The sequence below is a fragment of the Photobacterium sp. GB-1 genome (genome assembly GCF_003026165.1).
GTDB lineage: Bacteria > Pseudomonadota > Gammaproteobacteria > Enterobacterales > Vibrionaceae > Photobacterium.
The window spans coordinates 68,565-85,393 of the sequence record NZ_PYOB01000004.1; the positions used below are offsets into that span (position 1 = coordinate 68,565).

The 16,829-nt window shown below is 40.2% G+C and carries 6 protein-coding genes; 5 read left to right on the forward strand and 1 reads right to left on the reverse strand.

Annotated features, from left to right (window positions below):
* The first annotated feature begins 129 nt into the window (after nt 1-129).
* The 5 genes from C9J45_RS06245 (at nt 130) to C9J45_RS06265 (ending at nt 13,471) form a co-directional block, all read left to right on the forward strand.
* The gene (locus C9J45_RS06245) at nt 130-7,848 is read left to right on the forward strand and encodes a tandem-95 repeat protein (RefSeq protein WP_107292307.1); all 7,719 of its coding nucleotides are present in this window, start codon (nt 130-132) and stop codon (nt 7,846-7,848) included.
* A 64-nt stretch (nt 7,849-7,912) separates the two neighbouring features.
* Nucleotides 7,913-10,087: a type I secretion system permease/ATPase gene (locus tag C9J45_RS06250; RefSeq protein WP_107292308.1), complete on the forward strand. Its 2,175-nt coding sequence runs from the start codon at nt 7,913-7,915 to the stop codon at nt 10,085-10,087.
* Nucleotides 10,080-11,462, forward strand: coding sequence for an HlyD family type I secretion periplasmic adaptor subunit (locus C9J45_RS06255; RefSeq protein WP_107287416.1), 1,383 nt, complete (start codon nt 10,080-10,082; stop codon nt 11,460-11,462). Before C9J45_RS06250 ends, C9J45_RS06255 begins: the two co-directional genes overlap by 8 nt.
* A 30-nt stretch (nt 11,463-11,492) precedes the next feature.
* A complete protein-coding gene (locus tag C9J45_RS06260; protein WP_107292309.1) occupies nt 11,493-12,863 on the forward strand; it encodes a TolC family outer membrane protein in 1,371 nt (456 codons plus the stop codon).
* A complete protein-coding gene (locus tag C9J45_RS06265; RefSeq protein ID WP_107208171.1) occupies nt 12,863-13,471 on the forward strand; it encodes an OmpA family protein in 609 nt (202 codons plus the stop codon). Before C9J45_RS06260 ends, C9J45_RS06265 begins: the two co-directional genes overlap by 1 nt.
* 91 nt (nt 13,472-13,562) lie before the next feature.
* Here C9J45_RS06265 and C9J45_RS06270 read toward each other — a convergent pair whose 3' ends face one another.
* Nucleotides 13,563-15,752, reverse strand: coding sequence for an LruC domain-containing protein (locus C9J45_RS06270; protein WP_107287414.1), 2,190 nt, complete (start codon nt 15,750-15,752; stop codon nt 13,563-13,565).
* Nucleotides 15,753-16,829 lie beyond the last annotated feature (1,077 nt).

Sequence of the window (16,829 nt, forward strand, 5' to 3'; positions counted from 1 at the left end):
ATGACACCATATGATATATAAAATAAGTGTGAACTTATTAAATTGTTTTTGTGCCAATTACCATCAGGTGATAATACCACTAGAGCTATATCTATCTGATTTTGTAACTAAACAAGGATTGTTTATTCCATGAAATCTTTTGCGGTCGTTCAAGAAAGTAAAGTATTGTCATTTTCTGGCAATGTTGAATTGAGTAATGAAATGGGTAACAAGGTTGTTACTGAACAGCTCATGTTGTCAGTTGGCGATGTATTAATATTGCCTAATTATGCAAATGTGAGTTTGGAGCAGTCAGATGGAACACAAGTCGTATTTTCTAATGTTAATTCTAATAGTGTAGAAGAAGATCTTCCTGATGAGATAGCCAACCTTCAGGCTTTAATTGCTTCTGGAGAGGATCCAACCCTTATTGCGGAAGCTACTGCAGCTGGTCTTCAAAACATTAGTAATAGTGGTGGTTTTAGTTTTAATAGCATTGAAAGAAACGCAAAAGAAATCATAGCTGAGTCTGGATATGATAGTCGTGATACCAGTCCTCGTCCTCCTGCCTCTCCTTACAATGATGGTAATGATTTTTATAGTCCTTCAAAACCACTAGAGCAGCAATCTCCTCAAGATGACGGTAAATCGAATATATCAATAAACAGCAAGCCTATTATTGTCGATGAAAACGGTGCGCCAGAAGGTGAGAGTATTACGGTAAGCACCGATGAAGAAGTCGCAGTAAGCGGTCAACTGTCCGCGACCGATGCGGATGGTGATAGCTTAACCTTCACGCAAAGTTCTAACCCGACCAATGGTCAAGTGACGGTTAACACTGACGGCACATGGACTTACACACCAAACAATGACTTTAACGGTGATGATAGCTTTAAGGTGGAAGTCAGTGACGGCAACGGCGGTACAGATACTATTACTGTTAATGTGACCGTGAAGCCAATCAATGATGCGCCAGTATTGGTTGATGATAACAATGATCCACTGGGCACAGACATTGGTGTTGAGACTGATGAAGAAGTGGCAGTGAGTGGTCAACTGTCAGCAACCGATGTTGATGGTGATAGCTTAACCTTCACGCAAAGTTCTAACCCGACCAATGGTCAAGTGACGGTTAACACTGACGGTACGTGGACTTACACACCAAACAATGATTTTAACGGTGATGATAGCTTTAACGTTGAAGTCAGTGATGGTAAAGGTGGTACCGACACCATCACCGTGAATGTCAAAGTTAATCCAATCAATGATGCGCCAGTATTGGTTGATGATAACAATGATCCATTAGGCAGTGACATTACTGTTACGACAGATGAAGAAGTCGCAGTGAGCGGTCAACTGTCTGCGACAGATGTTGATGGCGATAACTTAACCTTCTCGCAAAGTTCTAACCCGACCAATGGTCAAGTGACGGTTAATATTGACGGCACGTGGACTTACACCCCTAAGACTAATTTCCACGGTGAAGATAGCTTTAAGGTTGAAGTCAGTGATGGTAAAGGTGGTACCGACACCATCACCGTTAATGTCAAAGTTAATCCAATCAATGATGCGCCAGTATTGGTTGATGACAACAATAATCCACTGGGTAGTGACATTACTGTCACGACTGATGAAGAAGTCGCCGTGAGCGGTCAACTGTCTGCGACAGATGTTGATGGTGATAGCTTAACCTTCACGCAAAGTTCTAACCCGACAAATGGTCAAGTGACGGTTAATACTGACGGCACATGGACTTACACACCAAACAGTGACTTTAATGGTGATGATAGCTTTAAGGTTGAAGTCAGTGACGGCCAAGGTGGCACTGACACCATCACTGTTAATGTAACCGTGAATCCAGTCAATGATGCACCAGTATTGGTTGATGATAACAATGATCCACTGGGCACAGACATTGCCGTCACGACTGATGAAGAAGTCGCAGTGAGCGGTCAACTGTTCGCGACCGATGTTGATGGCGATAGCTTAACCTTCACGCAAAGTTCTAACCCGTCAAATGGTCAAGTGACGGTTAACACTGATGGCACATGGACTTACACACCTAAGACTAATTTCCACGGTGATGATAGCTTTAAGGTTGAAGTCAGTGATGGTAAAGGTGGTACCGACACCATCACCGTGAATATCAAAGTTAATCCAATCAATGATGCGCCAGTATTGGTTGATGACAACAATAATCCACTGGGCAGTGACATTACCGTTACGACCGATGAAGAAGTCGCAGTGAGCGGTCAACTGTCTGCGGCAGATGCAGATGGTGATAGCTTAACCTTCACTTCATCGACGAATCCAACGAACGGTACAGTTACTATCAACACTGATGGCACGTGGACTTACACACCAAACAGCGACTTTAATGGTAGCGACAAATTTGATGTTATCGTCAGAGACGGCAAAGGCGGTACAGATACTATTACTGTTAATGTGACCGTGAATCCAATCAATGATGCGCCAGTATTGGTTGATGACAACAATAATCCACTGGGCAGTGACATTACCGTTACGACCGATGAAGAAGTGGCAGTGAGCGGCAAACTGACCGCGACCGATGTTGATGGTGATAGCTTAACCTTCACGCAAAGTTCTAATCCAACCAATGGCACAGTGACCGTCAATACGGATGGCACATGGACTTACACACCAAACAGTGACTTTAATGGTGATGATAGCTTTAAGGTTGAAGTCAGTGACGGCAACGGCGGCACTGACACCATCACAGTTAATGTGACCGTGAAGCCAATCAATGATGCGCCAGTACTGGTTGATGATAACAATGATCCACTGGGCAGTGACATTACTGTCACGACCGATGAAGAAGTCGCAGTGAGCGGTCAACTGTCCGCAACCGATGTTGACGGCGATAACTTAACCTTCACGCAAAGTTCTAACCCGACAAATGGTCAAGTGACGGTTAACACTGACGGTACGTGGACTTACACACCAAACAATGATTTTAACGGTGATGATAGCTTTAACGTTGAAGTCAGTGATGGTAAAGGTGGTACCGACACCATCACCGTTAATGTCAAAGTTAATCCAATCAATGATGCGCCAGTATTGGTTGATGATAACAATGATCCACTGGGCAGTGACATTACCGTCACGACAGATGAAGAAGTCGCAGTGAGCGGTCAACTGTCCGCGACCGATGTTGACGGTGATAACTTAACCTTCACGCAAAGTTCTAACCCGACCAATGGTCAAGTGACGGTTAACACTGACGGTACGTGGACTTACACACCTAAGACTAATTTCCATGGTGATGATAGCTTTAAGGTTGAAGTCAGTGACGGCAACGGCGGCACTGACACCATCACAGTTAATGTGACCGTGAAGCCAATCAATGATGCGCCAGTACTGGTTGATGATAACAATGATCCACTGGGCAGTGACATTACCGTTACGACCGATGAAGAAGTGGCAGTGAGCGGCAAACTGACCGCGACCGATGTTGATGGTGATAGCTTAACCTTCACGCAAAGTTCTAATCCAACCAATGGCACAGTGACCGTCAATACGGATGGCACATGGACTTACACACCAAACAGTGACTTTAATGGTGATGATAGCTTTAAGGTTGAAGTCAGTGACGGCAACGGCGGCACTGACACCATCACAGTTAATGTAACCGTGAATCCAGTCAATGATGCACCAGTATTGGTTGATGATAACAATGATCCATTAGGCAGTGACATTACTGTCACGACAGATGAAGAAGTCGCCGTGAGCGGTCAACTGTCCGCGACCGATGTTGATGGTGATAGCTTAACCTTCACTTCATCGACCAACCCAACCAATGGCACCGTCGTCGTGAATACTGACGGCACGTGGACTTACACACCAAACAGCGACTTTAATGGTAGCGACAAATTTGATGTTATCGTCAGTGACGGCAAGGGTGGCACCGATACCATCACTGTAAATGTGACCGTGAATCCAATCAATGATGCACCAGTACTGGTTGATGATAACAATGATCCATTAGGCACAGACATTGCCGTCACGACAGATGAAGAAGTGGCAGTGAGCGGCAAACTGTCAGCAACAGATGTTGATGGTGATAGCTTAACCTTCACGCAAAGTTCTAACCCGACCAATGGTCAAGTGACGGTTAACACTGATGGCACGTGGACTTACACACCAAACAATGATTTTAACGGTGATGATAGCTTTAACGTTGAGGTCAGTGACGGCAACGGCGGTACAGATACTATTACTGTTAATGTGACCGTGAATCCAATCAATGATGCGCCAGTATTGGTTGATGACAACAATGATCCACTGGGCAGTGACATTACCGTTACGACTGATGAAGAAGTCGCAGTGAGCGGTCAACTGTCCGCGACCGATGTTGATGGTGATAACTTAACCTTCACGCAAAGTTCTAACCCGACCAATGGCACAGTGACCGTCAATACGGATGGCACGTGGACTTACACACCAAACAATGATTTTAACGGTGAAGATAGCTTTAAGGTTGAAGTCAGTGACGGCAAGGGTGGTACTGACACCATCACTGTTAATGTAACCGTGAATCCAGTCAATGATGCACCAGTATTGGTTGATGATAACAATGATCCATTAGGCAGTGACATAACCGTCACTACTGATGAAGAAGTCGCCGTGAGCGGTCAACTGTCCGCGACCGATGTTGATGGTGATAGCTTAACCTTCGCTTCATCGACGAATCCAACCAATGGCACAGTGACGGTTAACACTGATGGCACGTGGACTTACACACCAAACAATGATTTTAATGGTAGCGACAAATTTGATGTTATCGTCAGTGACGGCAACGGCGGCACCGATACGATCACTGTTAATGTGACTGTGAATCCAGTCAATGATGCACCAGTATTGGTTGATGATAACAATGATCCACTGGGTAGTGACATTACTGTCACGACTGATGAAGAAGTCGCTGTGAGCGGTCAACTGTCCGCGACAGATGTTGATGGTGATAGCTTAATCTTCACTTCATCGACCAATCCAACCAATGGCACCGTCGTCGTGAATACTGACGGTACATGGGAATACACCCCTAAGACTAATTTCCATGGTGATGATAGCTTTAAGGTTGAAGTCAGTGACGGCAACGGTGGCACTGACACCATCACCGTTAATGTGACCGTGAAGCCAATCAATGATGCGCCAGTACTGGTTGATGACAACAATGATCCATTAGGCAGTGATATTACCGTCACGACCGATGAAGAAGTCGCAGTGAGCGGTCAACTGTCCGCGACAGATGTTGATGGTGATAGCTTAACCTTCACGCAAAGTTCTAACCCGACAAATGGTCAAGTGACGGTTAATACTGATGGCACATGGACTTACACACCAAACAGTGACTTTAATGGTGATGATAGCTTTAACGTTGAAGTCAGTGACGGCAACGGCGGCACTGACACCATCACAGTTAATGTGACCGTGAAGCCAATCAATGATGCACCAGTACTGGTTGATGATAACAATGATCCATTAGGTAGTGATATTACCGTCACGACCGATGAAGAAGTGGCAGTGAGCGGTCAACTGTCAGCGACAGATGTTGATGGTGATAGCTTAACCTTCACTTCATCGACCAATCCAACCAATGGCACCGTCGTCGTGAATACTGACGGTACATGGGAATACACCCCTAAGACTAATTTCCATGGTGATGATAGCTTTAAGGTGGAAGTCAGTGACGGTAACGGTGGTACAGATACTATTACTGTAAATGTGACCGTGAATCCAATCAATGATGCGCCAGTACTGGTTGATGATAACAATGATCCATTGGGCAGTGACATAACCGTCACTACTGATGAAGAAGTGGCAGTGAGCGGTCAACTGTCAGCAACAGATGTTGATGGCGATAGCTTAATGTTCACGCAAAGTTCTAACCCGACAAATGGTCAAGTGACGGTTAATACTGACGGCACATGGACTTACACACCAAACAGTGACTTTAACGGTGATGATAGCTTTAATGTAGAAGTCAGTGACGGTAAAGGTGGCACCGATACCATAACCGTGATTATCAAAGTTAATCCAATCAACGATGCGCCAGTATTGGTTGATGATAACAATGATCCATTAGGCAGTGACATTACCGTCACTACCGATGAAGAAGTGGCAGTGAGCGGTCAACTGTCCGCGACCGATGTTGATGGTGATAGCTTAACGTTCACCTCACTAACAAATCCAACCAATGGCACAGTTACCGTCAATACGGATGGCTCATGGGAATACACACCTAAGACTAATTTCCATGGTGAAGATAACTTTAAGGTTGAAGTCAGTGACGGCAAAGGTGGCACTGATACCATCACTGTTAAACTAGACGTTGTTGCTATTGCAGATCCAATTCTTGTCACCGTGAATTTATTAGGTACTCCTGTTTACAATACTGGCGGTAAATATGAAGGTGGAAAGAACTATGTCGATTGGGAAACAGTTGTTAAAGAGTACGGTGATAAAGCAAGAACGTTAACACAGAAGGTTGATACTCCATATGAAAATACATTATCGACTGAAAGTTTAGCTTATAGAGGAATGGAGCTCAGCGATCATATTGTTATTCAATCAACTGGCGATAACATTTTGGTCGGTGAAGATGGGATTATAGGTAATTCAACGATTGATGGTAGCCCAATAACAGGTCTAGTTAACGACACATTAACTGCTGGTGCCGGTAATGATATTTTAATGGGTGAGCAAGGGGATGATTCACTATATGGTGCCGCAGGAGTTGATACAGCAGTATATGCTGGAAATTTCTCTGATTACGATATTACTAAACCTGTCGAAACCTCAGGATCATCGATATTTTTTGAAGTAACAGATAAACGAGTAACAAGTGGCGAAAATGTATATGCACGAGAAGGCTCAGATGATCTCTACGACATTGAACGCCTTCAATTTGCTGATGGCACATACTACTGGGATGGTGATAGCTGGATCAAAGAGCAACCAACTTACACGTATACGTTAGATATTAACGTTATGCTAACGGATACAGATGGTAGCGAGTCAATTAGCCAAATATTATTGTCAGGATTACCTAAAGATACCAAAGTAATTAGCGCGGATGGTACAACCGTTCTCGGTATTGCCAATGCTGCTGGTGAGATTGAACTAACGGGATTATGGCAAAACACGGATACGCAAGTTTCACTTCCTGGTTTACAAATTACCGTACCAGCAGAATCAGCAGATTCAATTGAGTTAACGGTAACGGCTACTGGTAAAGAAAATAGTAGTAGCAGTGAAAATTCTGGCTCTGATAGCGTGTTATTTGATAATAACATTGTCAATGGCTCGGATGTTGATAATGACCTTGTCGGTAGTACCGGTATTGATATTCTTAATGGCTTGCTAGGTAATGATAAACTTTCGAGTGGTGAGGGTAACGATACATTAAATGGCGGTGAGGGCGATGATCTTCTAATTGGTGGTCAAGGCAATGATCTTCTTAATGGCGGGATCGGTGCTGATACATTTACTTGGAGTAAAAGTGAGTCTATTAGCGATATAGATACCATTCGAGATTTTGATTTAGCGGAAGATAAATTAAACCTCAGCGATTTATTAAAAGATGCAACCGCAGAAACGTTAGATGACTTCTTATCGATTAGTCAAAATAATGATGATAGCGTTATTACTATCAAAACTGGGAATGATAAGTCAGTAAACATTATTCTTGAAGATATCGATTCAAACAGCTTGAAAGATAAGCTTGGTGTTATCACCAATAACTTATTAAGTAATGATAATGGTGAAATCATTTTAAATACTCAGATGCTTGATAGTATTTCGATTGATAAGCCAATGACATTACCACCACAGCAAGATGATAATTAAATATGAATAGAGAAAATGGATATTCCTGTTCGTAGTAATAAAAAGTAACAAGGACGTATAATTCATGATATCCACAGCTGAAAATAAGCAGGAATATTGGAGTATTCCTGCTTCATTAAAAACAACGGATGATCCATTATTGGATAGTCTTGTTATTTTGTCTGAATATTATGGAAACCCTTGTTCTGGAGATGCGTTAATTGCAGGGCTTCCTCTTGAAAGTGCTTTAGTCACGCCTGATATATTTCCTCAGGCAGCAGCAAGAGCAGGTTTAACCGCAAAATTATTACGTAAATTGTTGTCAGATATAACGCCGCTTGTTTTGCCTTGTGTTTTACTTTTAAAAGATAAGCAAGCATGTATTTTAAGGGAAATAGATCAAGTAAATAACCTTGCTGTGATTCAATTTTCTGATAATGGTGGCGAATCTGAAATTTCATTAGAAGAGCTAGAAAGTTGCTATACGGGGTATTGCTTCTTTATTAAGAAGCAATACCGAGGTGACCAAAGTGTTGATGTTCATCAACATGTTAGTTACGGTCACTGGTTATGGAATATGATTAAAGAAGCCAGCCCTATTTATCGAGACGTATTAATTGCTTCGATATTAGTGAATGTTTTTGCTTTAATCTCTCCCTTATTTATGATGAATGTGTACGATAAAATTGTACCTAATTTAGCATTTGAATCATTATGGGTTTTAGCCAGCGGTGCTGTCGTTGCTTTTATATTTGATTTTTTAATGCGTCATATTAGAGGGTATTTAATCGATTTAGCTGGGAAGAAAATTGATATTGTTGTTTCATCTCGTTTATTTGAAAAAGTGATTGGAATTCCATTATCAAAACGTCCATCTTCAGTTGGTGGAATGGCAAAACAATTAGGTGAATTTGATAATATTCGTGACATGTTGACGTCAGCAACGATAACGACATTAATTGATTTACCTTTTGCTTTATTATTTTTATTAGTTATTTATTTTGTTGCTGGCGACCTTGCTGTTATTCCATTAATTGCGGGCTTATTAATTATTGGTTATACATTACTGGTTCAACCTAAATTAAAAATAGCCGTTGAGGAGTCTAATAAGTTTTCAGCGTTAAAACATGGACATTTAATTGAAAGTTTAACGGCGATAGAGGCGATTAAATCAAATAGTGCAGAAGGGATGATACAACGGCACTGGCAACAGATGATCGCACATACTGCTAATTGGCAGTTAAAAGTTAAAAAAATCTCTAACTCTGTTTCGTATTTTGCCACCTTTATTACTCAGTTAACGGCTATTGGTGTTGTGGTTTTAGGCGTTTATCGTGTATCAACGGTCGATATATCCATGGGTGGGATTATCGCTGCTGTCATGCTATCAAGTCGTGTTGTTTCTCCTATGGCTCAGTTAGCAAATTTATTAACAAGAGCCAATCAAACGTCAAGTTCTCTGCGTCAATTAGATCAACTGATGCAAGAAGAAAGTGAATTTGAAGACAAAGCACATTTGATCAGTCGCCATAGAATGAAAGGAGCTATTAAGGCAGAAAATGTCCAATTTTCGTATCCGAATCAGAAAAAATGCACGATTGACTCTGCGAACTTTTCAATTAAACCGGATGAGAAAATCGCGATTCTTGGTAAAAATGGTTCAGGTAAAACGTCATTAGCGAAGTTATTAGCGGGGCTATATTGCCCAACAGAAGGAAGTTTACGCTTTGATGGCATTGATCGTGAACAAATTCACCCCGCAGATTTACGAAGAAATATTGGTTACATGCCACAAGATATCACGCTTATTCATGGCACTATTCGTGACAATATTATGTTTGGAACGAGACAAGTCACTGAACATCAGTTGTTGCGTGCAATTCAACTCTCAGGTGTTAGCAGCTTTACGGATAGCGATTCAGAAGGTTTAGATAAACAAGTTGGAGAGTTAGGAAACGCATTATCGAGAGGGCAGCGTCAAGCAGTCGCACTAGCTCAGGCGATATTAAATGATCCTCCAATTTTATTAATGGATGAGCCAACAGCAAGTATGGATGCACATGCAGAGAAGCGTTTTATGCATTCAATGCAGCATGTTGCCATAAATCGAACCTTGCTAATTATCACCCATAAAATGTCATTACTACCGCTTGTGGATCGCATTATCGTCGTTGATAACGGTAAGATCGTTTTAGATGATCAACGTGAAAAAGTATTGAAACAGTTACAGCAAGGTGTATCGGGAGGCCGGAATGAATAAGCCTTTTTCCGACCAAGATCAAGAGATGATGGATGATGTCTACAACGCGATGATGATTGATTCGCCAAGAAAGCATCGTTATATGGTATGGGCACTGTTTTTTATGTTGATATGTTTCTTTATTTGGGCTTTTTTTGCTCAATTGGAACTTGTCACTAGAGGCTCTGGTAAGGTTATTCCATCATCACAAGTACAAGTAATTCAAAGTTACGATGGCGGTCTGTTGCAAGCGCTATACGTGGAAGAAGGAATGACAGTTAAAAAAGGTCAACCCCTTGTACGTATTGATGATACTCGTTTTCGTTCTGATTTAGCTCAGCAAGAAGACGAAGAAGATAGCTTAAACACGAATATTGCCCGTTTTCGGCAAGAACTGAAAAGCATTGTAATTGATGATGATATTAAAGACTGGAAAGAACGGATTAAGATCAATATCGAGCCGCTTGTTTTCTCCCAAGAACTTGCACAAAAAGAGCCTGAACTCATCGCTCGCCAGCAGGATGAATATCAAGGGCGGTTAGAAGAACTTCAAAATCAATTGGCGATCCTTGCTCGTCAAATTGTTCAACAGCAACAGGAAAGTTACGCATTATCATCTCGAATTCGCACCCTGAAAAGTAGCTTAAAACTGATTAATAAAGAATTAGTCATGACAAAGCCTTTAGCGAAAAAGGGCATTGTCTCGGAAGTTGAACTGTTGCAGTTAGAGCGTAAAGTCAATGAAACCAAAGGTGAACTTTCGGCACTTTATGCTGAACAACCGAAGCTAAAAGCCGCTTTAGATGAATCTATTTTAAAGCGACGTGAAGCCGTGTTGAATTATCAAAAAGATGTACGAGCTCAACTTAATGAAATGACAGCCAAACTTTCACGTTTAACCGAAGCGCAGGTTGGCTCGCAGGATAAAGTAGATAAAGCGATATTACATTCACCCGTAAATGGCACAATTAAAAGTATCAATATAACAACCATTGGTGGCGTGGTTAAACCTGGTGAAGCCATATTAGATATCGTACCAACGGAAGATAACTTATTAATTGAAGCAAAGATCCAGCCTAAAGATATTGCATTTTTACATCCTGGGTTACCGGCTGTTGTAAAAGTAACAGCGTATGACTTTACTCGTTACGGCGGGCTTGAAGGCTCTGTTGTGAATATTAGTGCAGATACCTCGCAAGATGAAGAGGGCAATAGTTATTACTTAGTAAAGGTTCGCACAACACACTCACATTTAATGAAATCAGATCAGACACCTTTGCCAATTATTCCCGGTATGTTGACATCTGTTGATGTAATTACAGGAAAAAGAACAGTTTTAGAATACATACTTAACCCGATTTTAAGAGCTAAGGAAATGGCGCTTAGAGAGCGCTAAACCATAAAAATAAGAGAAGGATATTCATTTATGCGTTATGGAATACGCGATTGTATTAAGAAGAGTTTGATTACAACAGCCATTGTTTCATCGTTATATCCAGTGTCAGCCATGAGCCAAACATTAGAGCAAGCTGTTGCGGTTACTTTAGATACTAACCCTCAGTTACAGCAGGCTTTAAGTCAATTTAAAGCCCGAGAGGAGCAAGGTAATCAAGTGTTTGGTGACTATTTACCGACTGTTGATTTGACGGCGAGTTATGGTTTTAAGCAAAGCTCAACTCCTCAGAGTCGATTACAAACAGAAGATATGGTTGATTCAGAATCACCAGAAGTTGGAATTAGTATCCGACAAGTATTATTTAATGGCTTTTTAACAGGACATGAATTATCACGTTTAGATTTTGAAGCTAAAGCGGATCAACTAAAGCTTTTTGCTACAGCGGAAGATATCGCGCTTTCGGTGGCAAAAGTCTACATTAACTACTTAGTAGAAGAGCAGGTAGTTAAGTTAGCAGAAAACAATGTTGAAAAGCATCAGCTTTTGTTTGACCAAATAAAAGAGAAAACAGAATCTGGCTTAGGTTCAAGCGCTGATTTATCTCAAAGTAAAGGGCGTTTAGCACGTGCTAATTCTAATTTAATGTCAGCACAAAATAATCTCGCTGATGCACGAAGTGAATTTATTCGAGTGGTTAATGAATCGCCAGAGAATGTAATTGTGCCAATGGCCGATCAAGACAAACTTCCATCATCATTAGAACAAGCGATTGAAATAGCACAAAAAAATAATCCGATATTGAAATCATCCAACAGTGATATTAATGCAGCGCGTTCAGAGAGAGAGGCTTTAAAATCTAATTATTATCCTGAAGTCACTTTGGAGCTTGGTGGTAAATGGTCAGATGAAAAGTTTGATTATGAAAATGCGCTTGAAGGGGAAGATAAAGAGTTACAGGCAGGGATTCAGTTACGTTATAACCTCTTTAATGGTGGCAAAGACACGTCTCGAGTTCGTGAAGCCGCATACAAAATTGATGAAGCAAAAAGTGTTCATCAAAATACATCACGCGATGTAAGAGATGGAACAACACTCGCTTGGAATGCTAATACCTTTTTGGCTAAGCAACGAGACTTTATCCGTACACATGTTGAGGCTTCGAAAGAAACCCAATCAGCGTATGAGCAGCAATTTAAATTAGGCCAACGTTCATTATTAGACTTGTTAGATTCTGAAAACGAATTGTTTGAAGCGCGAAAAAGTTATTTACGCGCTGAGTTTGATGAGCTTGTTTCACAATACCGCATATTACATGCAACAGGGCAGCTAATCTCATCACTACGTGTAACAACGCCTGAGAACTGGAACAGTGAAGCAACTCGTCAAGGAGAGAGTGAATAATGAAAAAAAACATACTATTAAGTTCGTTAGTCATTATGTCTACAATGATTAGCGGTTGTGCTTCATCCGACGGTTCTGAATCACAAACAACGACACAGCAATACGATCTACGTGACTTAGATGGTGATGGTGTGATTGAAGCACGCGATCAATGCCCAAACAGTGTGCCAGGCTCATTTGTTAATAATGTTGGCTGTGGAAAAGAGAAAGAAATTTCTGAGCGTGTAGAGCTTAAATTAAATTTTGCTAATAATTCAGCCGTTATTAAACCCGTGTATCAGCGTGAAATAGAGGCTATTGCTAATTTTATGCATCAGTACCCTGACTCGTCTGTGACGATTGAAGGGCATTGTAGCAAGAGCGGTAGCTATGAGTTGAATATGGCACTGTCTCAGGCTCGTGCTGAAGCTGTGGTTGATATGTTGAAAGATACATTCTTTATTGACCCTAATCGTCTACAAGCAATAGGTTATGGTTACACCAAGCCTATTGATGATAGTGAAACAGAGATTGCTGCAGAGCGAAATAGACGTGTTATCGCAGCGGTATCAGGCACAGATAAAACAATTGATATGAAGTGGAATATTTATTCGGTAGATGATGAATAAGTGCCACAGATAAACAATTAACGAGCTACAGTAAAAGCCGACAGTGTGAAAGCACTGTCGGCTTATTTATATTCATCGCTTACGAATAGATTTACTCGAAGAGCTTAGTAATATCTGAGTTCGCACGAAGATACCAGTCCGTATTAGTACTACCGCCAGATACAGAGAAACTTTGAAGATCAGGGTAGGCTTCAAGTATGTTTATCCCTTCGCTAGGGTGATCCCATGTCCCATCAACTACGATAGCCCATGGAATACCGTTTGAAGTATGATAGGTATCACAGTTAATACCAGGGCAGTCGCTATCAACATAGGCAGAATCATCATGTTCAGTTGCAAAATAAGCAGTATTTGCCTTACTTGAAACGTCTGTATTTTTCAGATGAATCTCAATTGCACGGCCATCAGTTGCACGCGTACCTTCGCCATGATCAATACCTGGCGTACCAAATAGAAATGGGTTCAAAGGCATGCTGGGAACACTCGATGATGCTAATGGCGTTATGAAAGGTATGCTTGCTTCAAATTGGAATAAATCAGCGGCATCGGAATTACACCCCGTCCATACTCTGTAAAAAGTTCCTAAGAATCCTGAACAGGTTGGGGTCGGTATTTCTGTAAGGAGATTATTTGAAATAATCGCAACCGCATCAGTTGTGCCCGATTCTAATATCTGTTTAGGGTGTAAGGTTGATCCATTAATCACTAACTTAGTTCTGTCCGCATCTACGGCAGAAACGGGAATACCATCAAATTTTATAGCGAAACCATTCGCAAAGTCTGCACCGTATGCTCTTAAATTTCCGTATATATCATAGCGGAGAACTTCACCTACAGAGTTCGTTACTTTATCAACGCGGTAATATATAACGACATCATTAAAGTCGAAATCGCCTTCTTGCGGCCAGTCATCCTCATATGCCAATGTTACCCAAGAGCCTGAGGATGGGTACCAGTTATGGGTAACGGGTTGGGAATCAATAGTTACTTGGTGATCTTCTACTTCACCGTAAGAGGTCCCCCCATAAGATAATAAACCTGCATTTTTGGAAATACGAAAACGAGCCCATATTTGTCCAGTGGCTGCATCGTCAGGCACTCTAATTTTCAGAACATGACTTGCTGGTGTTGTTCCATCTCCAGCGGTTAATAACTCATCATCAATCGCATGTTCTGTTGCCTCATCAAATACACCATTATTATTCCAATCAAACCATGCATTGATAAAACCATTTGCTGAGCCACCAATAGTCACGTTAACTAAACCGTCAGAACCTTGTCTAAAGTTTGCCGGAAACGAAATACCGTCTTCATCAGCAACACTATTGGCATCATCTGAATTCGGTGAAACAAAAGCATCGCCTTCTGTATCAATGTTGGAACCAAAATAATAATTGACGCCTGAAATATTGTAGTGACGAGCGCCGTTAGTAGAAAGGGATGTTTTGTATGTATCAGGAGCATCACCAAAATCTGTATTTTCAGCAACTATGGCAGACGTTGAACACCTAGCGCCATCGTTCAACGTTGAAGTCGGACCATCAGAATAAAAAACGGCATTTGATGTAAAACTCGATAAATCACTTAAATCAATTCTATAAATGGCGCCATCATCGTTACGGCTTAGGTAGAGGAAACCATTTGAATCGAAATACTGCGCACCAAAACCACCGTTTTCTGGAACATTGATCCCACCAATTTCAACAAACGATGCACTATTGGGTGTAGTAAAGTTAGTTATTTCATAAAGCTTTTTATTGTCGCTATCAACAGTAAATAGTCTTCCAGATGAATCGGGATGAAAAGCCATATCATGAAGGTTTAATGTGGCACTACTGGGTGTCATGACGAGAGTAACAGATAAAGTCGTTAGATCTATCTCGTACATACCTACACCCTGTCTGTATATATAATATTTATTATTATAAACGTCACCAGTTGGATAGGGCATGGTGGTGTCAATACCTGTGACGGGAATACTTTCGAAATCAAAAAGCTGATTTATACGGACAATTTCTTCATTATTTACGTCGTATCCGTAAATATAACTGTCTGTTACGTTAAATCCGACAGCATTAACTTGAGATGCCATCGTTTTCGATGGGCGATAAAATCCAGAAGATAAATCCATTTGGTACACTACAGTTGGATTACCTTGAAACAAAAAAGCATTACTAGGGCAGCCACCATTGTCAGTGAATGCATGCGGTATGATGCTGTGGGCCGAGGTTGAAACTAAGGCTAACGAGCATGCTAGTAAAGAGTGTTTTAAACACTTCATATCTTTGCCTCACTCAGTTAAAAATATTAATGGAAGTAATTGAGCCTTTCATCATTGAAAAATTTACAAGTATCAAGCCAATAAATATTTAAAAAAGCAGTCGGGTAATTATATGATTTATCTGTTAATTAAATTTTCGAATAATCTAGTTATGATCTAATAGGGTAAAGAAATCATAATGATTCTAAGATTGAAAATATAAATTAGACATTAATGTATTCATATATATACTTCTAAGTAAAAATAAAATATAAGAATTGTTTCATATTTAACTTATGATCTCTATCATAAGCGATTGCTTTGTTTGTCTAGTAAAAATACAGGAATGCACATTTAATAATTATATGATTTAAATTGCACTCTAATATAAAGTTTAGAATTGGTTAATAGAAGTATCAAGAAAGTAAGATAAAAAGAACGTAGAAAATTGTCGTATAACAGCTTCTTTTTCTAAACAATAACATCATCATCGTATGTGACTTTCAACTAATTGAAAGCATTCAGACTGTTCTGAAGAAAAAACGTTGTTGTAACATCATAAAAAGAAACTAAATATTATTTTTCTGTTGCGCGATCATTCATAGGCTTTCATCATTTATTAAATGGTTTCAATTGGTTGATTGGTTGATTGGTTGATTGGTTGATTGGTTGATTGGTCGATTGATTGGTGTTTTTTATTTTTCCTCTCTTATTTATGTTGAACGAGCGCAATGTAAATAAAAAACAAGCTATGGCGAGCTAAAGTGTAGGCATATCTACGCATCATCAATATTGGAATTGGCAAGGTTTTTAAAATAGTATTCGTAATTAATTTAAATTATTACCCCTAATATTTTGTTATCTCGTTTATAAAGGCTAAGTTATTTATTAAATTAAACATTAAAATATAACTTTGATTACCAGTAGTAAAAAAGTTATATAAAATGTTAAAAAATTAGAATATTTTTCATATGAAAGCACTGGTTACTATATTACTACTTAAAGTGATTAAATACAGGAAATACAAATCACCTGTGTTTATCTAGTTAAAGACGTTTTCTTAATTTTAAATAAAATAACGTGAAGTTCTATTAATTT